A 19308-nucleotide genomic window follows, 5' to 3' on the forward strand; every position below is an offset into this window, starting at 1 on the left:
GCGTCAAACCAAAGGAGATGCGCGAGAGGTCGAACGGGCAGCGTCGATCGCGAGAAATTGGAGCAGACCCCAATGATCCAGCGATACCGTGTGCTCGGCCGCAGCGTGGCCGAAGGCGATGAACTTCAGCCCGTCTTGCGCGAAGCCTACGAGCGCAAAAGCCCGGTCCATTGCGAATGCCGCAAGGGAACCGAGCTCCCCCTCTACATCTCGCACCGGCAGAATGGCTATGTACTCGCGCGCTGGCCGGGCTCGGGCGCGCGCCACGCGACCGCCTGCGATCACTACGAGGCGCCGGACTATCTGACCGGCATGGGCCAGGTGCGCGGGAGCGCGGTGCTTGACGATGAGACAAGCGGCGAGACCAGCTTGAAGCTCGGCTTCCCGCTCTCGCGCGGGGCCGCCCGGCTCGCGCCCGCGGCGCTGACCAATGACAAGCCGACGGTGAAGTCGTCGGGTCAGAAGCTCTCGATACGCGGGCTACTCCATGTCCTCTGGGACCGGGCCGAGCTCACCCACTGGCATCCCAAGATGGCGGGCAAGCGGACATGGTTCGTGGTGCGCCGCGCGCTGCTCGAGGCAGCGGCAAGCTGCCGGGCCAAGCAGGAAGCCCTGCCCCACGTGCTGTTCGTGCCCGAGAGCTTCAAGGTCGAAGAGAAAGAAGAAATCCGGGCCCGCCGCCGCGCGGCGCTTGCCCGGGTCTATGCCTCGCAGGGCGACATGATGGTGGTCGTGGGCGAGATCAAGGAGATCGTTCCCGCGCACGGCGCCGAGAAGATCGTCCTGCGTCATGTCGGCGACATGCCGTTCGTGATGGACCAGGACATGGCGCGGCGCTTCCACAAGCGGTTCGCCGGCGAACTCGCGCTATGGCAGGCGCAGGATGGTCCGAACGGCAAGAGCGGCCACCTGGTTCTCGCCGGCTCGTTCGCGCGGCGGCGCGAGGGTACTTTCGACCTCATCGAGGTGGCGCTGATGCCGGTCACGCCCGAGTGGCTGCCTTATGAGAGCAGCGACGAGCGCTACCTCGTCGGCAAGGCGGTCGCGGAGAAGCGGCGGTTCGTGAAGGGCCTGCGCGTCAATCTCGACACCGAGACGCCGATCGCCAGCCTGGTGCTCAAGGACACCGGCGAGGAAGCCAGCGCCATCCACATCCACGACCGCGACGACGAGGTGGCAGAGCCGCTGGAAGCGCTGCTCGCCGGGCAAGGCGTCGCTCACCTGCTGTGGAAGGAAGGCGAGCCGCTCCCGGCCCGCGTCAGCCGGCCGCCGCGGCGCAGCTGGGACGCGCAGCAGGCCGCCTGAGCAGGCTCAGTCGTCCGACCGGGGCAGCGGTTTGGTCGGCAGCAGGTCGAGACGCCGGGGCGTGTCCCCAACTGCCCGCAAGGCTTCGAGCCGCGCCGCAACCTCGCCCTCGTGCTGGGTGATCTCGATGCGGTTTAGGCCAACGATGGTCCATACCGCAAGGTCAGGCTGCTCGGTCACGTGTACCGAGTAAGCGATGGGCAGCTTGGCGGGATAGAGCCAGAGCAGCAGTACCGGCAGCGCGGCGAGATTGGGTTTGCCGCCCGTCGCCGCGAGCGTCATCACGCCGCCCTCGCGGTCATACCGGCAGGTGATCCCGAGCGGCTGCGGGTGCCCGGCAAGGCCGAGGATCGTCTCACGTGGCCGAGCGCCGAACATCGCGTCGAGTTCGGCCGGGGGTTCAGCTTCTGTATTCTCAGCCATTTCGGCGAGGAACAGTTCGACCGCGGCGAAGCGCGCGGCTTCCTCATGGGTGCAGGCAAGTTCGAGGGTGAGCGTGATCGAGGACATGGCTGGGGCTTTCGTGTTGCCGCGCGCGCGCCGCGTCCCGTTGCCAGGGCAGGGGGTAGAACGGCGGATACGCGCGGAATTGAACGGGTCAGAGGACGAGGTGGTGCTCGACGTGCGAACGCTCGCGCGGCCTCTGGAGGTTGAAGACGGGGACGGCGTGGCTCGCCGCAATGCGCAGCGCCTGGCCGGTGCCGCCCGAAGCCTCGCCGTCGGCGGTCCAGCACAGCACGAATTCCGCCGGGCTATCGAGGCTGGGACCCAGAACCTGGAACACGTTCCTGGTGTGGAGCGCCTGGACGAAGCCCGAGAGCCCAGCAAAGGCCGGATGATGCGCCGCGGCGATCGTGCAGGCCCTGTCCCAGAGCTCGGCGCCGAGCGTTTCGGGATGCATGGTGCTTGTCGATCCGCGCCAGCCCGCCGCCGGCAGGAAGATCTGCGCATCGCGGCCGGCGCCGCGTTCGAACGCGCTGTCGGCGCCGATCGCGTGGCCCGAGCGCAGGACATAGCCGCGCTTGGTGAGCGCGAAGGCGGCGCGGGTCATCAGGCTGAGGATCTCGGGCGGCGTCGCGCGCGCACCGATCCCGGCATAGAAGCGAGGCATGGACTTGGACTCCCTCTAGGAACGTCCAGTTCCAGCCCCCTCCCCTTACCCGGTGTCCGCGGCAGCGACCGTGGCAGGACCGTAGGCGGCGAGCAGGTTGCGGTGGAGCACCGCGTTCTGCGCGGGGAAAAAGCTGCCGTCGGCGTTCGCCCGGGTGATCTGGAGCGCGGCGGTGATTACCTCGCGGAATGGGCGCATGACGGCGCGCGAGCCGTCGTAAGTTACCGGCTGCGGAAATCCCGCCGCGATCCAGGTGGCCGGTTCGACAAGGTCGTCGAGCCAGGCCTGCCCGTCTTCGGGCAACGTCTGTTCCGATGAGACCAGCCAGAGCGTCCGGTATATCCCGAAATCATGGGCATTGGCGACAAGAGCAAAGCCGAGCGGCAGCGGCGGCTCGCCGTTAAGGGCAATGATCGCGGCTTTATAGGCGAGCAGTTCGAGGGTGTTGGCGGCGGCAAAGTCCGCGCATTGCCCCAGCTGCGCACAGGGTTCATCGGCGGGACCTGCGCCGAGTTCGAGGATCCGGTGCCGACTCATCGCGCGGCCTCCTCGCAGGCGTCGGGGTACCAGGCGAGTTCCACCGCGTCGGGATGGGCGGTATCGAACTCGGCGATGCGCGCATGGGTAATGAGGCCCGCGCGATCCCTGAGCCCAACATAGCCGCCGTAGAAGCGGCCCCCCGCAGCAACGAACTGTGCGTGGATGTCTTCGCTCACCGCCTCGGTGACGAAAAAGCCCGGCACTCCGGTGATGTGGGCTGGCGGCAGGACGCCGAGCATGTCGTCGAAGAAGGCTTCGGTCACCCGCGAGAGCGAAAAGCTGGCGAGCACTACCTCACGCGAGGGGGCCAAAAGGGCGGCATCAGTCGCAGTCATCGCTTGGCCCTCCAGTGATCTCGAAGGCCGGGATGGTCACTTCGGCACGGGCAATTTCACGCTTGAGATCGCGCAGCCGGGTGAAGTTGCTGATCCACGACGGCGGGAAGAGGACGTACTCGTCCTCGCTCGCCGTGTAGTCGCGCATCGGGCCTTGCCCATCGAACAGGATGATTTCGGGGAGATAGGCGCCGAGGGAGCCGCCCGACCAGCAGCGGAACGGCAGTCCGTGCTCGGCGCAGAAGGCGTCGATCTCGGGAATCTGCCCGCCGTTGAGTTCGGTCCCGTAAAGCTCGAGCGGCTCGCCGAGGGGGAGCACTGCCGGATCGAAGGGTTCGCCGTCCCACTCGGTGCGCAGGTCATAGTCGGCCGCATGTGCGGCAAAGGCTTCGAGATGTTCGCGCGGCAGTGCGCCGCCGATGGTGATGTGGACGGGGGCTCGGTCGCCCATGGCTTAGGTCCTTTCGCTTGGGTCTGATCCGACCGGCGAAGCCCCCCTCCCCTCAGCCTGACGTCGCCGCGGACCTCCCTGCCCCCCAGCGTTCGGCTGTGCGATCGACAGCGAGTTCATCGGGACAGGTATGACACAGCGCGAAGGCTTCGGCGGGCGTGCCCGTGAGCCATTGGTCCCAGCTTTCTCGGGCGAGGACGACGGGCATGCGGTCGTGTACCTCGGCCATCTGCGGGCAGCCATCGACCATGACCATCGAATAGGCCGCGCCCCACTCCTCAGTCGGGCGCCACAGTCCGGCAACGGCAAAGACCTCTTCGCCCGCCAATGAGTACCAGGTCCGGGTCATCTGGCCCTTGATGCCCTCAGCCTCGGCCCAGGCGGTCACCGGGATCAGGCAGCGGCGCCGCTCGAAGCTCGGCCTCCAAAATGCAGTGCCGACCTTGTCCTCGCGCGCGTTGTTGACGGCCTTGGGCTTTAGCGGCTGACCGTGCTTGCCTTTGAGCGCGAGCGGAAAGCCCCAGCTCATCACCCGCGCTTCGCCCTCGGCGACAACCAGGCCGGGATAGCCCGGGTAAACCTCGGCGGCGAAGTTCGCGCCCGCGCTGTTGTGCGCACCGAACAGCCGCGCGATTTCCGCAGGGGCCTTGGTCATGCGGTACAAATTGCACATGCGCTGATGCTCTGCGGACCGCCCTCCCCTGTCAATCGGGACGCGCGGCGGCACCAACCACCTTGCAAATATGTTCCCTCTATGTTCTTTTGATGGCATGGAACGAATCGATACGTCTGCTGTCGCTCATGCGATCCTTGACGCCCCGGGCTGGGCGCGGGTCGGCATCACGGCCCCAAGCTCCTGCCTGCGCGAGGATGCCGCGCTCGAACTCGCGCGCGTGATCGCTGATGCGGTCGACGCGCCTGTCAGTACGTCGTCACCTGAGCAGTCGACCCTGCCGCTCTGAAGCGCGCCGGCTCAGCCCGCCGGGCGAGCCAGCAGCGCCTCGATCTGCGGGTCGAGCGGAAATCCGAAACGCCGGGCGATCTCGGCGGCGTGTTCGAAGTCGGCCGCGCTGACGTGGAGCGAGCGGGCGAGATCCGCGAGTGCCTCACCCTCGCGCGGCGCGGACAGGGCATGGAGATGCCCGTGCGCCTGCGTCACCGCAAACGGCCAGGTCATGGCGACCCCGACCACCTCCTCGGCAAACACGATGAGCGTGTCTCCGGTGCGGATGGCCTCGTCGCACTGGACCGCGTCATAGGCATTGCCCGTGCTGGCAAAGGCGTGATGGCGCCGGGTGGTGAAGGCGAAGCGTTCACTGTCGGTCAGCATTGTGGTTCTCCGGATATCCCCATGCAAATGAAGAGGCGGAACGCCGGGCGGGGGGCAGTGCCGGCGTTCCGCCTCAGGCCGCGCGGGGGGGCTCATCCGCGGCCTTTGCACAGAGACGGGGACCCGCTTGGGGTCCCCGCCGGTTGGAGTTGGGACAAGCCGATCAGGCGTCGACGAGCGGCGGCAGCGCGCCATCGTGTTCGGCGCCGTCCTTGGCACCCGCCCGGCCGCGCTTGGCGGGCGGGGTCGCGGTGCTGTCGCCCAGGCCATCGTCGTTGCGCCCGGCGCCAGCCTGTTCCTCGCTGCGATCGCCGCCGGCGTCGTCGGCCGGGAACATATCGCTCTCGCCGTATTCGGCCGAACCGAGCTGGGTGCTCCGACGGCGCGGACGCTGCCAGGCGATCGCCATCGTGCCGTCTTCGCGCGGGAAAGCGGCGATGTAGAGCGGCTGCGCCATCGACGGATCGTCGATCTTGCCCTGGTAGAAGCTCTCGCCAGTCGAGTTCGAGGAGAGCTCGAAGAGCGCGCCGACGATCACCCAGCGGCGCTGGTCGTTGAGCGCGACGATCTCGTAGCGAGGGGCGCGCGGGTTGCTGGAGGTCACCGGTCGCAGGCCGATGGTGCGGGTGATGGTGAGCGTTTCGACAGAACCGATCAGCTGGCCGTTGGCGTTCTTGCGGATTTCACCGATGTTCATGGACGTTCTCCTAGGTGGATCGATTGCGACCGAACCCCTTGTTCGATCACTCTCTTCCCACCCCCCTTCCCTCCCGGCCGTCAGGCCGAAGCTGCGGGCACTGCCCGCAGGTAGAAATCCGATTGAATTCCCGGAGAATGCTCGGCGAAAGTTTTATCCTAATTTGCTCTCTGGGAGCTGCGCCGGTAGCGCTCCAACCTGTGCAGGCTCGCCTCGCGCAAAACCGCTGGTGGTTGCCTCACTCAGCCCGGTAAAATGGGGCGGCTTCGACGGGCGATCGCAATGTCGCAGCTGCGGTCTGAGCCAGCCCGGATGATCGTATGCCCTTGGGGTAACAATGGCGCTTCAAATTTCAGGAAGCATGACGTATCGCTGGCGGCGCAACAGGTCTCCGACGCGAGGGGATGGAAAGTAGAATAGATGTCAAACGCCAAGCAAATACTGGCGATGTTACGCAGTCGCGCCGAAGGCGACGACGCCCAGTTCTATTCTATTGCCTTGCAAGTTGCCGCTTCGGAAGCCCGTCAAGGGCACCGTGACACTGCGAATGAACTCCGTTCCGCAGTCGATGCGGCCCGCGGCGCGGGCGGGGTCAAGGCATCTATTCCCGTATCTTTTGCTGCCCCGCGCGGCGATCTCGAAGGACTGCTCGACTACCGCGATCCTGTGGTTGATCTTCAGGACGTGATCCTGAGTGCGTCCGTGTGCGAACGGCTCAATGGCATGCTGCTGCAGCAACGCAAGCGTGATTGGCTGCGCGAACATGGCAAGGTTCCTTCACGCAGCCTGCTGTTCGTTGGCCCTCCGGGATCGGGCAAAACCATGACGGCCGAGGCGATCGCCGGTGAGCTGAAGCTTCCGCTCTTCATCATTCGGCTCGAAACACTGATCACCCGCTATATGGGCGAGACCGCCGCAAAGCTGCGTCTGGTTTTCGATGAAACCCGTCGTCGGCGCGGGGTCTACCTATTCGATGAGTTCGACGCTGTCGGCGGTCATCGCACCGCGACCAACGACGTCGCTGAAATGCGCCGGGTGCTCAACAGTTTCCTCCAGTTCATGGAGGAAAAGACCTCGACGGACAGCCCAATCATCGCTGCCACCAACCATCCGGAGCTTCTTGACCGAGCGCTTCTACGCCGGTTCGATGACGTGCTAGAATTTGAGATGCCGACCGCCGCGCAGATTCGCGCGGTGATCAAGGCCAACCTCAAACCCCTCAAGTTCCAGCGCGCTGGATGGGCTGCGATCGAGCAGGCGGCGCACGGGCTGAGCCAGGCCGAAGTCGCCCGCGCTGCGGATGAAGTCGTCAAGACCGCGATCCTCGAGCAGAGGAAGCAGACGACAACCCAGGAGGTCGTCGCCAAGCTCACTGAGCGCCAGGCCATGCGAACGGCGTTTGCGGTGAAGCGCTGAGCCCTGTGAGCGAACACGACCGACCGCACATCGATATCACCGCGCTTGCCCAGCGACGTACTTTCAAATCGCCAGGCAGTAACGCGCGCCAGCGCGCGCTGAACAGGGTTCGCGGGGATCACGGTCTCCGCCTCATCGCGGAAATTGGCAATGCCTTTGCAGAGGCTGAGGCCGGACAGCGCGGTCTGCCTGAACAGCCAGCAGACCTCGAGCCTGCTGGCGGCGTCTTCATTGAGGTCGAACTCAATCGGAGCGCAGGCGCCACCAACCTTGAACGGCAAAGGGAGGGCACACGGCAAGCGGCCGAAATCGTCGACGAAAACGGCGTACGCCGCATTGCCCTGTTTGTCCCGGATGACATGCGCGATGCCTTTTCCCAAGTCTTTGAGGACTACACAAACGGGAAACTGAGCGAAAAGGGATCGCCGCCCAAGAAGACCCGGGTCGAACCGATCGAGCACATTCGCGCGGCTCGCCTGCAAAGTTTCTGGCGCGATGCTCCCGAGGCATTGCCGGAAGATCCCCAGGCGCAGATGTGGTGGGCGCTCTGGTGCTTCAACGATCGCATCGACAGAGTTCTGGGCAGCGCCGCGGTGTTGGGGCTGCATATCGGCAACCCCGACACCTTTCTGCGTTTTCCGGAGACGACGGTGATCCCGGCATACGGACGGCGCGCATCAATCGAGATGTTGCTGTTCGCAACCGCAGGCATTTCGGAGCTGCGTCGCGCGAGCGACAGCCCGCTGGTGTTTACCCGAGACCTGAAGGACGACGTTCCGGCATTTATCGATGATCTCGCAGAGCGTGTAACCTGGCCCGGCAATGACGCGCCGGCGGTCTGCCTGCTCGACACTGGGGTCAATCGGGCGCATCCCCTGATAGAACCCGCTCTGTCGCCAGAAGATCTGATGGCGATCGACACGGCCTGGGGCGGGGACGATCACGAACACGGCGCTGGCCATGGGACCGGCATGGCCGGTCTTGCCTTGCATGGGGATCTTGTCGGTCCGCTCGCGAGCAATCTGCCAATTGAGCTCATCCACCGTCTGGAATCGGTCAAGATTCTGCCCCCTCCCGGCGTGCCGGACAACGATCCCCATTCCTACGGACCGATCACCCAGAGCGCCATTCTGCTCGCGGAGATCAACAATCCGGATCGTGACCGTGTTTTCTGCATGGCGGTAACCAACGAGGGGCGCAGCGGATCAGATGCGACGGCGTGGAGCGCGGCCATCGACCAGGCGGCGGTCGGAGCGGAATCGGACGGTGCTGAAAATCCGTCGCCTCGGCGGCTGATACTGCTCTCTGCTGGCAATATTCCCGACAATTCCATTGCCGCCGAAATCGCAGATGCTGATGCTTTCCCGGCAGAAGACCCTTCCCAGGCGTGGAATGCCCTCACGATCGGCGGATATACGGACAAGACAGGGATCGGCGAGGCAGGCTACGACGGTTGGACCACGGTGGCACCGGTTGGTGCCGCCAGTCCTTACAGCCGGACATCCTTCCTCTGGGACACCAGCCAATCTCCGTTCAAACCCGAACTCGTCTTCGAGGCTGGGAACAGGGCGCTCAGCCCGTGCGGTGCAGAAGCGGTAGCGGGACTCGATTCCCTTTCCCTCCTTACGGCCTCCCGCCTCGTCGCCCAGAAGCCGCTGGACGCATTCTGGGCGACAAGTGCCGCAACCGCTCAGGCGGCTCGGATGGCGGCTCAGCTGACTGCTGCCTACCCGCATTACTGGCCGGAAACGATCCGCGCGCTGATGGTGCATAGTGCCCGTTGGACCGGGCACATGGATCAACTCGTCGCGCAGTGCGCGACAAAGCGAGAAAAGGCCGACTGCCTGAGGCGGTTCGGTTACGGTATCCCCGATCTGGGCCGTGCGATGGCGTCGGCCATCGATGATCTCGCCCTGGTTGCACAAAACACGATACGTCCGTTCCGGATGGAAGGCGGGAGCGTGCGATTCAACGAGTCGCATATCTATCAGCTTCCCTGGCCCCAGGACGTGCTTGAGGCGCTCGACAACACTCGGGTGAGATTGAAAGTTGCCCTCTCCTATTTCGTGGAACCCAACCCCAGCTTTGCCACCAATCTGGACCCGGCACGCTACCAGTCGTTCGGCCTGCGTTTCGATCTCAAGCGCTCACGTGAGACGATTGGGAACTTCAATCGCCGCAACAATGCCGAAGGATACGACAAAGACGCTCCGCGCGCGGTCAATGAAACGAACGACGGCTGGCTATTTGGCGAAAAGCAGATATCGTCGGGTTCGCTGCATGTCGACATCTGGGAGGGGCCTGCCGTCGAACTTGCCGCCCGCAATGCTCTATATGTCCATCCGATCTCGGGATGGTGGCGCGAGCGCAAATCGCTCGGAAGATATGGCCAAGAGGCGCGCTACGCGTTGGTGATCAGCCTTGAGACGCCGGGCGTTGAAGTCGACCTTCACACGCCAATTTCCGCATTGGTCCCCGTACTGGTCGAGGTCCCCATCGAGATTTGAATAGCGAGCAAGGCCAATGCCGAAGCCTTCGATCCGGGCCATTCAACGCCTCTACGCCATGTCCGGCAATCGCTGTGCGTTTTCCGGCTGTACTGCGCCCATCATCGAAGACAGCCCAGGGATGGCGGGCATCAACATGGGCGAAATCTGCCATATACGCGCCAGCAAGCCAGGCGGTGAACGCTATGATCCCGAACAAAGCGACGCTGAACGCCACGATTACGAGAATCTCATCCTGCTATGTCGTCGGCATCACAAGCTGATCGACTCCGACACGATTGAATTCTCCGTGGCCAAGCTCCTCGCGATGAAGCAGGAGCACGAGCAGTTGGCTGGCCGTGCAGAGAACACAGCGGACAGGTTTTCAGCAAAGCGCCTTCTTGATGCGATGGACCGCATCACAATCCCCGACAACAAGGGCACCGTGGTCATTGCCAGCGCTGGCTCCAATGTCAGCATCCGTCAGCCGCGATCCCGTGTCACGATGGCACCTCTTGCGGGAACCATCGGTGCTGATCGCGATATGGTGCGGTACACGAAGTATCTCGCGAAGCAGTATAATGAATTCGCCTCGTGGGCTCCGCATCGTACCGAAAAATTCCGGCCCGCGGTGATATATGCAAACATCATGAAAGAGTTTGGCTCGAAGCTCGAACTCATCCCGGATGATCGTTTCAGCAGCGTCTGCGCCTACCTTCAGCAAAGAATTACGCGCACCCGGCTGGGCCGGATGCGGAATGCGGAGGGACATCGCTGCTACGCGTCATTCGATGAGTTCTTGGACAAAGGTAAACAGCATCACTGAGGTTCAGGCGTGCCTGATGACCGGCCCACCGCCATGGCGACTACAGGTCCAGCTCAACGCCGGTGTGCTGCTCAATCTTCTTCTTGATCAGCCCTTTGGCGAGCGCCTTCAGGAGGTCGATGCTGAAACCGCCAGCCTGTTTGGCCCGGGCCTTTGTCTCGCGCCAAATGGCGGGATCGCGAATGGTGTCGAGGAAGTCGTGGCCGGCCCATGTAATCTGACCGATCTGCCAGACTGCACCGGACAGCTTCGCCTGGATCGTGATGAGCCCTGCGTCATCAAGCAAAGCCAGATGGTTTTCGATCAGCTCAGCCTGCTCGCGAGGCATTTTTCCTGCATCACCTTCGCCCAATATTTCGGCAATCTCGGGGGTCAGAAGATCAAAAGAGCGCTGCCCACCTTCAATCTTCAGGAGCAAATCCCGTATCAGGTCCATGTCGCGTTTCATGGTGCAGACCATATTACAGGTTCCATAGAAGGAAAGCGATCAATTCGCGTTGGACGAAGCGGGCCATCGGCAATGCGCTCCAATATTGGTCCCCTGGCCCCCAGCCACCCCGCACCAAAGCGGTCATTCATTGATGTCGTGACTTATTGCGCGTGTGCCGCTGTCGACTGCGAGCCGGACGAGCGTTAGCATCTGTCCTCGGACGCCGAGGGCTTTCGTGAGGACGCCCGATCGCGCCATATTTGGATCAACCAGCTCGTTCGAGAAACGAAACGACATTATAGTCTCGAGCCAATCGCTCTATCTGGACACTGTACTTGCCCCTGCTCGGTTCAATGATCATCGCCCCGGACAGCTCGCATTGGGCCAAATGGCTCGATGCGATGTCAACAGACGATTCCGATCGCCGCCGACGGGCGCTGTCGTTGCACGAGCGCCTGCTGAAGCAAGGCCGCATCCCCCTCTTGTGCTGGCATCATCTCGAAGAATTGCTCGGCGGTGACGACGACCATAAGGCGCGCAAGCGCATCTCATTCGTGATGTCACTTCCCCACATCGTGTGGATACGATTGCCGAAGGACGAGGCTGGGCTGGGATCCGCTGCGCAAGTGCGCGCAGCTGAGGTGATCGCCGCAAGCGAGGGACTGACGGACTTGATCGCAATCCGCGATCGGGCTCGCGAGCTGCTTTTGAAGTCGGGCACGGGCAGTCAGGCCATTGGTGAGGAGGCGTGGGTCTGGGATGCGGTGCCGCCGATGCTGCGCTCCAGAAGGAGCGGGGCCGATGTGGTTGCGGCTCTGGGACCGCTGCGCACTTTCGACGAGAGCCGCACGATTGGCGAACTTTCGAAGGGGGAAATCAATTCGCCGCAGGCGATGCGGGCGCAGCTCGGAGTCATTCACGCCAGGGCGCTTCAGGAAGCGACGCAGAGTACGGGCGGAGATACGGTTCGGGCTCGGGCGATGGCAGACGAGTTTCTCGAACGAGTGCTCGCGATGCTACCGCCGCCCGGCACGACGATCCGCGACCTACTGGTCTCGTCGCTGGTCGATCAGGGGTTGGATGAAGCCGAAGTGCGCGACGAATGCATCCTTGCCGACCTTAGCCGGCTCGGGGTGTTCCGAAGCCAGCTGCGCGTGATCGCGTCGGAGACCGGCAGCTCCTTCGAGGCCCTCAAGCGCGTGCCGATGGACATACTTCCGAGCTGGGTCATCGCCGAGGCCCTTCGACAACATGGTCAGGTCCGGGCGCTACGCCCAGGCAGCGACCTTCACGATAGCCATCTCGCTGTGCTCGCAGCCTATTGCGACGTCCTCTATGTCGACAAAAGGACGTCCGAGGACTTCCGCCAAGCCGTGAAAAAGGAACCGCGCCTGGATGGGCTGATCGGGGAGATCGCCAAGGCGGGAGACTTTGACGGTCTCGCGGACGCGTCATGCTAGTCGCCGTCCACGGTGCCGACGACAAGCGGGTCGAGGCCGGTCATGCGGCCAAGGGGCCGGCTTACAGCTGCCCCGGCTGCAAGGCGCCGGTGACACTTGCCAAAGGGCGTATTCGCCGACCCTATTTCGGGCATCGGCCCGGCGCGGCATGCTCCTATGCCGCCTTGGAGACGTGGGAACACCAACAGGCGAAAGAGGATTTCGCGACCGCCTATCGCGCGCGCGGGCTCATGTGCGATGTCGAGATCGAGGTGCTGTCGATTGACGGTGACCGACGTGCCGACGTGCTGCTGCACGCACCCGACGATGCCTATCGCGTCGCGCTCGAGGTTCAGAACAGCCCGCTCGACTATACGGCGCTGGAAGTGCGGACGACCGCCTATCTCAACGCGCGCGTCCCTGTGATCTGGGTGCCGATCCTCATCCGCAAACGGCTCGGCGACGTTCAGCGGATTGCGGGCACCAACATTTATTACATCAGTCATTTCTCGGCGGCGCCCTGGCAATTGTGGATCCACGACCTTCAAGGTGGACTCTGGTATTATGACCCGGTCGCCCGCGGCGTCTGGCGCGGCGTGCTCGACGACTGCATGCTCTATCGCAATCCGACCACTTGGTTTGCGGATGGCGACGAGCATAGCGCCGGGGGCCATTGGTATTCGTCGGAACGCTGGTCGAGCCTGTTTCTGGAAGGTCCGTTCGACCTCTCGCAGCTCCGGGTGAAGCGGGTGAAGCGCGCGTTGCGCAAGCGGCGAGCCTACCATCTTCCTGCCGGCATCGGCGCCGACTTCATCCTCGCCGACGAACCGCGCGACTATGCGATGCCGGCGCGGATCGGCAGGACGAAGGCCGACGGTCCGGGCGACTTCCACTATTATCGCGCGGAGCACCGCGTCGACAATCAATGGGTTAGCGCGTCGTTGGAGGCGTCTGTCTTGCCCGACACTATCCGGACTTTCGAGTAGGATCTCGGGCGATGCGCAACACCGATCATATCATCCTTGAAGATCGTGCGGTTCCGTTGCTGCTGCCGTGGCCGCTACCGGGCGATCCGGGGGGATTCATCGAAGTCGCGAAAGCCGATGATTGGCGCGCGTTGGTTGGCAGTCTCGGCATCGACCCGCGCATTCCCGATATCGTTCGCGCCAAATTTCATCGCGCCCATACCTTGTATCTGGTCGGGTGGCTTGACCTCGGTTTGGTCAAGGCGGCCGAACTCGCCGCACTGATCGCGCTCGAACTGGCGGTGATGGATCGCTACGGCGGCAAGGTTTCGAAGAGCAAGCGCAGCTTTGCCGCGCTGCTCAAATATATGGTCGACAGCGACGGCCTGACCGACGCGCAGATTCCGATGATCGTTCGCTGTGGCGGAAAGGCGATCGGGCAATTGACTGGTGACACCCGACCGACCCTCGCCGAGCGGCGCAACAAGCTGGCGCATGGTGACCCGTTCGACGGACTCCCGACCGGTGGGCTGCTGGAGCTGGTCCGCGATCTCATCAACTTTGCGTATCGCGATTACATTGCCGCGGCGGCGAGCCTGGAGGTTCAGTCATGAAGCCGTTCCGATGGAAGAACTGCTTTGCAGACGTCCAAGCCAGCAAGCACGATATGACGATCGAATCCTATTTTCAGGATGTGATCGTGCCGGCGCTCGCCACGCTCGATACCAAGATTGAGGAGCTGGAGAACAGTGACTGGCCGGGCGCGGTCTTCGCGAAGGCGGACATGGAGGAAGTTCGCCTCGAAACGGCGCGCGCCTTTGGCCTGTCCATCCAGTCCATCTGGGAGCGTCAGCTGCGCAGCTATCTCCTGGGCTGCGCGAAGGACTTGAGACCCGGTGAACCCTTCGCCACAAAGATCGAGAAGGCGAACTGGAAAGAGCTCCAGAAACTGTTTCGCAGCCTGCGCGGCATTGGTCTCGACGCCTTCCCTAGCTTCGCGGTGCTCGATGCTCTCCAGCATCTGGGTAACGCCTGCCGGCACGGCGACGGCGATTCCGCGGAGGAACTGGCGCGGCGCTATCCGGACTTCTGGCCGGTCATCCCGCCGATGCCGCCCGGCTTCGGGGCACTGCCACCGAGCCCGCCCCGTGTGGCGCAGATGCGAATCCCGCAGGAAAGGCTTCAGGAGTTCGTCGCCGCGATCGCACGATTCTGGCGCGACGCCGAATTTCTCTACAATGAGAGCATTGAGCGGAAGGATCCGGGGCTTGAGGCCCGTCTCGTGCGCGAGCGCACCGCGCGCGATTGGCTACCGCTGGCGCCAACGGACGGCAACTGATGGGCGCGAGCCCAGCCTTGATCGACGCGGTCGAAGTGCTGTGGCGCGTACCGCACCCCGGACCGAACAACCTCCTGGCAGCGTCCGCCTTCACTGCGGTGAGTAATGTTTGCCGCGCCGACTATGGCGGCGACATGCCGGTCTTTGCGCTGAGCACGGCCATTCGTTCGCTCGGCGTTCCCTGTTGGCTGCCCGCCGGCCACGGCAGCTTGTCGGTCGATCCGCAGAGCGCCGCCAATGCGATCGACCATGCGTTCACGCGACAGACGGTTACACGGCGGCATCTGTGCCCGCTCGATCTCGCAGACGATCTTCCGCCGCTTGCATTTGGCCAGGCCCGGCTTGCCCAATTCGGCGCGGACGAACTGGCGCAGATGTTCGACGCGCCCCGCCTAGCGCGCAATTTCCCGACCCAGCCGATCGACTCGAAGCGCCTCGCACAATTCCAATGGCTGGTGATCGAAGAGACCCTCGCGGTGAACGGCGGGGTCGAAGCCCGGGCGGCACCCTTCATGTACATGGCGATGAACCGCGACTTCGGCGAAATCGATCCGCATCTGGGCCGCTTTCCGCCGCCGGTTGAGGCGGCGCTGTTCTTCCTCCTGCTCGCTCCCTGGGAGCGTTGGTCGACGATGCAGGAGGTCGACTGGCGCGGCTTTCGCGTTCCATGGATCTATACGCTGAGCGACGACCTGTTCGTCCGGCCGTCGTCGCCGCCCAGCCCCGACAGCCTCACCCTCGAGCCTTGGATCGTCGAGGATCATTGGGGCGAGGAGGTCGAACTCGAGCGACCGACGCAGCTGCCGCTCGATGACGATGCGAAGGCGGGGCTCGCGCTGTTTACCCACGCCGCGTGGCGGGAGCTTGAGGCTGCGCGGTCGACGAGCCTTTTCGAAACGCCGATCGCCCATTTTCTCGTTCGCGCCTTTCTGGCCGACGGCATGGACGAAGTGATGGCCCATATGACCGCGATTGAAGCGGCAATGGGTCTCGAGATGGATCACAAGAAATGGATGCGGCCGAAGCCCCACAAGCATAAGGGCCGCTCCGCCACGGATCGGGTGGCGGCACGGATCGCCGCACTCTTGAACGATCCGAACTGCGTGCGCGACTATCGGCACCTGTTCGAGCTGCGCAGCACCTTCGTCCATGGGCGCGCCGGCATTCAAAAGGTGTCCACCGCCGAGCGGGTGATGGCGCGCGGTCTTGCACGCGGTGTCGCGCGCGGGCTAGTCGACGCCGCCGCGCCACCTGCGCGCTCTCGCGAAGACGTCCTGGCCGACCTGCTCGATCAGGGCGTGCAACATCTTTGAGGCGACGGCAAAGTCGTCGAACTGACGTGCGAAACGCCCTCTAAATTGCGAGGCGCTTCGATCATATTGAGGACATGGATACGGTCGAACCCCTCGAAACCTTCGTACTCGATGAAGTCGCCATCGCGAACTTCGTGAAGCTTCAGCGAACCTTCAACGGCTGGAAGCAGGACATGCTCGCCGCCGAGGCCGGCGTGTCGCTAGCGACGGTCTCGCGGGTCGAGCGTGGTCAGAAAGTGCGGCCAGCGCAGCTGCGGAAGCTCGCGCGGGCGCTGGGGAAGCCCGAAGAAGAGTTCGCGCGCGAGCGCATCCGTCCCACCCCAGAGGAAGCTGCCGCCAACTTCGTCGAAATATTCGCCTGGACCGAGGGGCGCGTACCTGTCGCGGTCGCCCCGTTCAGGACCGAGCTTCAGCTGCGCGCGACGCTCGCTACCTTCAGCCTGCTGCTCGTCTCCGATCTCGATGACGACGCTGCCGACGATGTCGCCGAGCTGCGCGAATGGCTCGATCTAGCGAGCTTCGTCCAGGCCGAGCGCGACGGCGTGATCGGGCCAAAGCCCGATCGTGATTTCCGGGTGCGCCGGCTGTGGCGCGACGTACTCGATTGCGTCGAACGGCTCGAGCGCGCCCACGCCGCCGTTGTGCTCACCGGCACTTACGATGCCGAGCCCCTGACGGGCGGCGAGCCGATCAAGATCGCCGTCGTCGCGATCCGGTCTCGTCGCCGCAATCCGGCGGCGAGCACGATCACGTCGCTGTGGGCGGATGCCAAGGTCGACGAACAGCAGATGCTCGCCGACTATTTCGAGAGGCTCGATTGATGACCGCGACGAGCAAACTCCTCGAACGCTTCACCGGAGCGCTCTTGGAGGAGTTGGGGCGCTGGTCGGCCCGGCTGGTGATCGCGGCGGTGATCGGGCTCGCGAGCGGCTTCATCGTGCTCCCGAACTGATCAGGTCTGGTCGCCTTCGATCTGCCGGGCGGCTTTCTCGATCCGATAGGCTTCGACCCGCTCCTTCGTTCCGGCATCGATCATCGCCAATTGCTCGCGCGCGGCGTCGAGGCGCGCCTCCTCCATCGGCTCGGTCATGAGGCCGGCGTATCGCGCGTCGAGCGCGCCGAGTACGCCATCGAAGGAGAAGTCGTTCTGCATCGCGCGGCGGAACACCCATTGCATCAAACGCCAGGAATCCGCGCCGATCTCCTTCTCACGGTGGAGCCGGTTGAACAGCCACATGATGACGTCGGTGACCTGGATGCCCGGACTGGCTTCCGCGGCCGATATCTCGAAGGTGCTGCCGCCGGCGCGCTGCGCCTTGAACATTTCGCCCATCATCAGCGGCACGCGTTCCGGCGACGCGTTGGCGTAAAGCTCGTGCCAAAAGCGTAGCGCCGCCTCGAACTCGCTCTGTCGATCATGCCGAATGCGCCGCACCGGTCGATGCCATGCCTGCGACTGCACCTCCACCCCGTCCATCAGATTGCCGAACCCGACGAGGTTGGGCAGATGGCCCTGCCGCGCGATGCGGCCGTCTGAATGGAAGTAGATCGCTTCCGGGTTCTCCCGCGCCCACTCGATGGCGGGACGGATGCGCTCGACAAAGCCTTTGTCCTCGACCCCGGGCAGAAGTGCCAGCACGTCATCGCAGAATTGGATCATGCCGCCCCGCGCGCGATCGGCATTCGTCTCCATCATCGACGCCCAGAAAGCGCGCGCCATGTCCTCGGTCACGATGCCGGCGAACTTTACTGCGAACGTAATCCTGAGCGGGCGCAGCATGTAGATATGCGGTGATGCGGCGCGGTTCTCGCCGGGATCGAACAGCAGATCGAACATCTTCGTGGCGACGATGTAGCGCTTCTCGACCCGCGAGACGAAGAAGCGCGGTTCGGCGCGCTGCAGAAGCTTGTGGAGCGGCCGGGCAATCTCCTCGATCCGCCCCACGCCGAGCTTGGCGGCGTGCAGCTGGGTATCACCAACCTCACGCGCGAGGGCAGCGATCGACTTGGCGTTGATGGCGTCGAAGTCGCTGCGCGTCATGAGCGCGACAGTCAGAAAGATCGGTTGCGCCTCGTCAAAGAGATGGGCGCCCGTATTTCCAGATTCGTCAACAAACACGTACATCCCGATTTTATATCCGTTTCTCCGGCGGCGAACCAGTCAGGGCGGACTGGTGAGACTTCGATCGCAGGGAACGATATCACCGGCCCCACCTGCATCGAGACGGCGAAGCGTCGTCCGCATCTCTGATGCTGCAGGCCGGACTCTCATCTTTTTCAGCTCGTCTCGGCGACGAGTTGCGCGCGAAACAAGGGGATTATCACCATTTGTTTGGCAGTTGCCCAGGCGGCGAGGCCGGGCTCAGCGGAGTTACGCAGTGAAGCTAGGGCGTTGTGGAAGCGGGCGGTGAGCGCAAAAGAACTTGCGTCGACCATCTTCTCGAAGAACGGGCCCAGTGTCTCCCATTCCCGTGCAATTAGGGAATGGATCGCGGTTGTCAGCGGTTCGGCTACCCGTCGTTTCACGTCAGAGCAGCCTCGAAATGAGCCGGCTCAATCTCCGTGAAGGGCCAGCGTCACCGTCGCGCTGATCGATACTCAGGCGCTTCGCCAGTTCCATCGGCAGCTCGGCGTACGGCGAAACCGCAGCCTGAAGTTCCTCGATCGTAACAATCTGCCGGGGCTGGCCACCTAGCCAGTGCCGCACATCGGGATCGTGACCGGCATCGGCGGCGCCGAACACCATCACAAAAAACGTGCCCAGCCCCGAGTCCCAGCCAACCGCAACCTCGAAGAGGTCCGAGTGCTCAGGCAGCGGCTTCAACGAATACCGGCTCATCGGCTCACCAGTCGCTTGCCAGCATGATCGTCACCACGCGGAAGCTCTGCCGCGCGTCCCACGGCATCTCCGACCCCCACGAAAACGTCCCGTCATTGGCGTAGACGTCGATCTTCCAGAAGATCTTGTGCCCCTGAAACTCGACCGCGCCAAAGTCGCGCTCGCCGTGAGGGTCGTTCCCTAGCTCGATCGGTGTTTCATTGATGAGCCTGCGCAGCGCGGCCTGCCCCAGCATCAGACTGGCCTGGCGGGCACCGGGGTCTTCGGCGTCGCCCGCAAGGATATCGGCCAGCGCCCGCGTGAAAACGGTGCGTGAGGTTGCCAGCGAACCAGCGCGGGCCGCGTCGTTGAGCCGGGCGATCTCGGCAGTGTGGTCAGCAGCGACCGGCGTGAATTGAGCAAGCTGGGTCATGGGTTCTTCCTTTCAAGATTGATCCCCCGCCGAGCGCCCCCTCCCCTCCGCTGTCCGGTTGACGGGGTCTGATC

General features: G+C 63.8%; 25 protein-coding genes. 12 read left to right on the forward strand and 13 right to left on the reverse strand.

The window, feature by feature from the left end:
- Window positions 1–72: 72 nt before the first annotated feature.
- Window positions 73–1305, forward strand: coding sequence for a DUF1173 domain-containing protein (locus JI59_RS24180; protein ID WP_007015882.1), 1233 nt, complete (start codon window positions 73–75; stop codon window positions 1303–1305).
- Window positions 1306–1311: 6 nt separating this feature from the next.
- Here the strand turns inward: JI59_RS24180 and JI59_RS24185 are convergent, their stop codons facing one another.
- The 6 genes from JI59_RS24185 to JI59_RS24210 form a co-directional block, all read right to left on the reverse strand.
- The gene (locus tag JI59_RS24185) at window positions 1312–1815 is read right to left on the reverse strand and encodes a hypothetical protein (protein WP_007015883.1); all 504 of its coding nucleotides are present in this window, start codon (window positions 1813–1815) and stop codon (window positions 1312–1314) included.
- Window positions 1816–1903: 88 nt separating this feature from the next.
- On the reverse strand, window positions 1904–2416 hold the full coding sequence (locus JI59_RS24190; protein ID WP_007015884.1) for a hypothetical protein: 513 nt from the start codon (window positions 2414–2416) through the stop codon (window positions 1904–1906).
- 45 nt (window positions 2417–2461) lie between these two features.
- Window positions 2462–2953, reverse strand: coding sequence for a hypothetical protein (locus tag JI59_RS24195; protein ID WP_007015885.1), 492 nt, complete (start codon window positions 2951–2953; stop codon window positions 2462–2464).
- Complete coding sequence (locus tag JI59_RS24200) at window positions 2950–3291, reverse strand: hypothetical protein (RefSeq protein WP_007015886.1); 342 nt, start codon at window positions 3289–3291, stop codon at window positions 2950–2952. Before JI59_RS24200 ends, JI59_RS24195 begins: the two co-directional genes overlap by 4 nt.
- On the reverse strand, window positions 3278–3742 hold the full coding sequence (locus JI59_RS24205) for a hypothetical protein (RefSeq protein WP_007015887.1): 465 nt from the start codon (window positions 3740–3742) through the stop codon (window positions 3278–3280). The genes JI59_RS24200 and JI59_RS24205 overlap by 14 nt, the downstream gene beginning before the upstream one ends.
- A 52-nt stretch (window positions 3743–3794) precedes the next feature.
- Window positions 3795–4415: an SOS response-associated peptidase gene (locus tag JI59_RS24210; RefSeq protein ID WP_007015888.1), complete on the reverse strand. Its 621-nt coding sequence runs from the start codon at window positions 4413–4415 to the stop codon at window positions 3795–3797.
- Window positions 4416–4512: 97 nt separating this feature from the next.
- Between JI59_RS24210 and JI59_RS24215 the strand changes: the two genes are divergently transcribed.
- Entirely contained in the window at window positions 4513–4704 is a 192-nt protein-coding gene (locus tag JI59_RS24215) for a DUF6771 family protein (RefSeq protein WP_007015889.1), read from the forward strand.
- A gap of 11 nt (window positions 4705–4715) precedes the next feature.
- Here the strand turns inward: JI59_RS24215 and JI59_RS24220 are convergent, their stop codons facing one another.
- Together JI59_RS24220 and JI59_RS24225 are read right to left on the reverse strand one after the other, a co-directional pair.
- Window positions 4716–5072, reverse strand: coding sequence for a hypothetical protein (locus JI59_RS24220; RefSeq protein WP_007015890.1), 357 nt, complete (start codon window positions 5070–5072; stop codon window positions 4716–4718).
- Window positions 5073–5235: 163 nt separating this feature from the next.
- Window positions 5236–5769, reverse strand: coding sequence for a DUF736 domain-containing protein (locus JI59_RS24225; protein ID WP_007015891.1), 534 nt, complete (start codon window positions 5767–5769; stop codon window positions 5236–5238).
- Window positions 5770–6189: 420 nt separating this feature from the next.
- Here JI59_RS24225 and JI59_RS27910 point away from each other — a divergent pair, with 420 nt between their 5' ends.
- The 3 genes from JI59_RS27910 to JI59_RS24240 are packed head-to-tail and all read left to right on the forward strand — an operon-like array spanning window position 6190 to window position 10497.
- On the forward strand, window positions 6190–7185 hold the full coding sequence (locus JI59_RS27910; protein ID WP_007015892.1) for an AAA family ATPase: 996 nt from the start codon (window positions 6190–6192) through the stop codon (window positions 7183–7185).
- Window positions 7186–7190: 5 nt separating this feature from the next.
- Complete coding sequence (locus tag JI59_RS24235; protein ID WP_007015893.1) at window positions 7191–9692, forward strand: S8 family peptidase; 2502 nt, start codon at window positions 7191–7193, stop codon at window positions 9690–9692.
- A 16-nt stretch (window positions 9693–9708) separates the two neighbouring features.
- A complete protein-coding gene (locus JI59_RS24240; protein WP_007015894.1) occupies window positions 9709–10497 on the forward strand; it encodes an HNH endonuclease signature motif containing protein in 789 nt (262 codons plus the stop codon).
- 40 nt (window positions 10498–10537) lie between these two features.
- On the opposite strand, the gene JI59_RS24245 is transcribed toward JI59_RS24240, so the two are convergent.
- A complete protein-coding gene (locus JI59_RS24245; protein ID WP_039859074.1) occupies window positions 10538–10945 on the reverse strand; it encodes a DUF2513 domain-containing protein in 408 nt (135 codons plus the stop codon).
- A 335-nt stretch (window positions 10946–11280) separates the two neighbouring features.
- Between JI59_RS24245 and JI59_RS24250 the strand changes: the two genes are divergently transcribed.
- The 7 genes from JI59_RS24250 to JI59_RS28080 all read left to right on the forward strand — a co-directional run bounded on the left by JI59_RS24250 (window position 11281) and on the right by JI59_RS28080 (window position 16935).
- Window positions 11281–12387 (forward strand): hypothetical protein, encoded by a 1107-nt coding sequence (locus JI59_RS24250; RefSeq protein WP_007015898.1) that lies wholly within the window; start codon window positions 11281–11283, stop codon window positions 12385–12387.
- Window positions 12381–13352 (forward strand): competence protein CoiA, encoded by a 972-nt coding sequence (locus JI59_RS24255; protein WP_007015899.1) that lies wholly within the window; start codon window positions 12381–12383, stop codon window positions 13350–13352. The genes JI59_RS24250 and JI59_RS24255 overlap by 7 nt, the downstream gene beginning before the upstream one ends.
- 11 nt (window positions 13353–13363) lie before the next feature.
- On the forward strand, window positions 13364–13945 hold the full coding sequence (locus JI59_RS24260) for a hypothetical protein (RefSeq protein ID WP_007015900.1): 582 nt from the start codon (window positions 13364–13366) through the stop codon (window positions 13943–13945).
- 53 nt (window positions 13946–13998) lie between these two features.
- On the forward strand, window positions 13999–14670 hold the full coding sequence (locus JI59_RS24265; RefSeq protein ID WP_238532677.1) for a hypothetical protein: 672 nt from the start codon (window positions 13999–14001) through the stop codon (window positions 14668–14670).
- On the forward strand, window positions 14670–15983 hold the full coding sequence (locus JI59_RS24270; protein ID WP_007015902.1) for a hypothetical protein: 1314 nt from the start codon (window positions 14670–14672) through the stop codon (window positions 15981–15983). The genes JI59_RS24265 and JI59_RS24270 overlap by 1 nt, the downstream gene beginning before the upstream one ends.
- 74 nt (window positions 15984–16057) lie before the next feature.
- Window positions 16058–16804 (forward strand): helix-turn-helix domain-containing protein, encoded by a 747-nt coding sequence (locus JI59_RS24275; protein WP_007015903.1) that lies wholly within the window; start codon window positions 16058–16060, stop codon window positions 16802–16804.
- Window positions 16804–16935: a hypothetical protein gene (locus tag JI59_RS28080; protein ID WP_007015904.1), complete on the forward strand. Its 132-nt coding sequence runs from the start codon at window positions 16804–16806 to the stop codon at window positions 16933–16935. Before JI59_RS24275 ends, JI59_RS28080 begins: the two co-directional genes overlap by 1 nt.
- Here JI59_RS28080 and JI59_RS24280 read toward each other — a convergent pair whose 3' ends face one another.
- The 4 genes from JI59_RS24280 to JI59_RS24295 all read right to left on the reverse strand — a co-directional run bounded on the left by JI59_RS24280 (window position 16936) and on the right by JI59_RS24295 (window position 19234).
- Window positions 16936–18108, reverse strand: a complete 1173-nt coding sequence (locus JI59_RS24280; protein WP_007015905.1) for a DUF3800 domain-containing protein — start codon at window positions 18106–18108, stop codon at window positions 16936–16938.
- Between the two features lie 152 nt (window positions 18109–18260).
- Window positions 18261–18509, reverse strand: coding sequence for a hypothetical protein (locus JI59_RS24285; protein ID WP_039859023.1), 249 nt, complete (start codon window positions 18507–18509; stop codon window positions 18261–18263).
- A gap of 1 nt (window position 18510) precedes the next feature.
- Window positions 18511–18807, reverse strand: a complete 297-nt coding sequence (locus JI59_RS24290; RefSeq protein ID WP_239000653.1) for a hypothetical protein — start codon at window positions 18805–18807, stop codon at window positions 18511–18513.
- A 19-nt stretch (window positions 18808–18826) separates the two neighbouring features.
- Window positions 18827–19234, reverse strand: coding sequence for a DUF3768 domain-containing protein (locus tag JI59_RS24295; RefSeq protein ID WP_007015908.1), 408 nt, complete (start codon window positions 19232–19234; stop codon window positions 18827–18829).
- Window positions 19235–19308: the final 74 nt, after the last annotated feature.

The sequence above is a fragment of the Novosphingobium pentaromativorans US6-1 genome (assembly GCF_000767465.1).
Classification (GTDB): Bacteria; Pseudomonadota; Alphaproteobacteria; order Sphingomonadales; family Sphingomonadaceae; genus Novosphingobium; species Novosphingobium pentaromativorans.

Coding starts and splice junctions, on each gene's coding strand:
- JI59_RS27910 (WP_007015892.1), top strand. CDS start 6,190: ATGTCAAACGCCAAGCAAATACTGGCGATGTTACGCAGTCGCGCCGAA.
- JI59_RS24255 (WP_007015899.1), top strand. CDS start 12,381: ATGCTAGTCGCCGTCCACGGTGCCGACGACAAGCGGGTCGAGGCCGGT.
- JI59_RS24280 (WP_007015905.1), bottom strand. CDS start 18,108: ATGTACGTGTTTGTTGACGAATCTGGAAATACGGGCGCCCATCTCTTT.
- JI59_RS24295 (WP_007015908.1), bottom strand. CDS start 19,234: ATGACCCAGCTTGCTCAATTCACGCCGGTCGCTGCTGACCACACTGCC.
- JI59_RS24260 (WP_007015900.1), top strand. CDS start 13,364: ATGCGCAACACCGATCATATCATCCTTGAAGATCGTGCGGTTCCGTTG.
- JI59_RS24210 (WP_007015888.1), bottom strand. CDS start 4,415: ATGTGCAATTTGTACCGCATGACCAAGGCCCCTGCGGAAATCGCGCGG.
- JI59_RS24250 (WP_007015898.1), top strand. CDS start 11,281: ATGATCATCGCCCCGGACAGCTCGCATTGGGCCAAATGGCTCGATGCG.
- JI59_RS24265 (WP_238532677.1), top strand. CDS start 13,999: ATGACGATCGAATCCTATTTTCAGGATGTGATCGTGCCGGCGCTCGCC.
- JI59_RS24225 (WP_007015891.1), bottom strand. CDS start 5,769: ATGAACATCGGTGAAATCCGCAAGAACGCCAACGGCCAGCTGATCGGT.
- JI59_RS24205 (WP_007015887.1), bottom strand. CDS start 3,742: ATGGGCGACCGAGCCCCCGTCCACATCACCATCGGCGGCGCACTGCCG.
- JI59_RS28080 (WP_007015904.1), top strand. CDS start 16,804: ATGACCGCGACGAGCAAACTCCTCGAACGCTTCACCGGAGCGCTCTTG.
- JI59_RS24200 (WP_007015886.1), bottom strand. CDS start 3,291: ATGACTGCGACTGATGCCGCCCTTTTGGCCCCCTCGCGTGAGGTAGTG.
- JI59_RS24270 (WP_007015902.1), top strand. CDS start 14,670: ATGGGCGCGAGCCCAGCCTTGATCGACGCGGTCGAAGTGCTGTGGCGC.
- JI59_RS24185 (WP_007015883.1), bottom strand. CDS start 1,815: ATGTCCTCGATCACGCTCACCCTCGAACTTGCCTGCACCCATGAGGAA.
- JI59_RS24245 (WP_039859074.1), bottom strand. CDS start 10,945: ATGAAACGCGACATGGACCTGATACGGGATTTGCTCCTGAAGATTGAA.
- JI59_RS24220 (WP_007015890.1), bottom strand. CDS start 5,072: ATGCTGACCGACAGTGAACGCTTCGCCTTCACCACCCGGCGCCATCAC.
- JI59_RS24190 (WP_007015884.1), bottom strand. CDS start 2,416: ATGCCTCGCTTCTATGCCGGGATCGGTGCGCGCGCGACGCCGCCCGAG.
- JI59_RS24240 (WP_007015894.1), top strand. CDS start 9,709: ATGCCGAAGCCTTCGATCCGGGCCATTCAACGCCTCTACGCCATGTCC.
- JI59_RS24180 (WP_007015882.1), top strand. CDS start 73: ATGATCCAGCGATACCGTGTGCTCGGCCGCAGCGTGGCCGAAGGCGAT.
- JI59_RS24195 (WP_007015885.1), bottom strand. CDS start 2,953: ATGAGTCGGCACCGGATCCTCGAACTCGGCGCAGGTCCCGCCGATGAA.
- JI59_RS24275 (WP_007015903.1), top strand. CDS start 16,058: ATGGATACGGTCGAACCCCTCGAAACCTTCGTACTCGATGAAGTCGCC.
- JI59_RS24215 (WP_007015889.1), top strand. CDS start 4,513: ATGGAACGAATCGATACGTCTGCTGTCGCTCATGCGATCCTTGACGCC.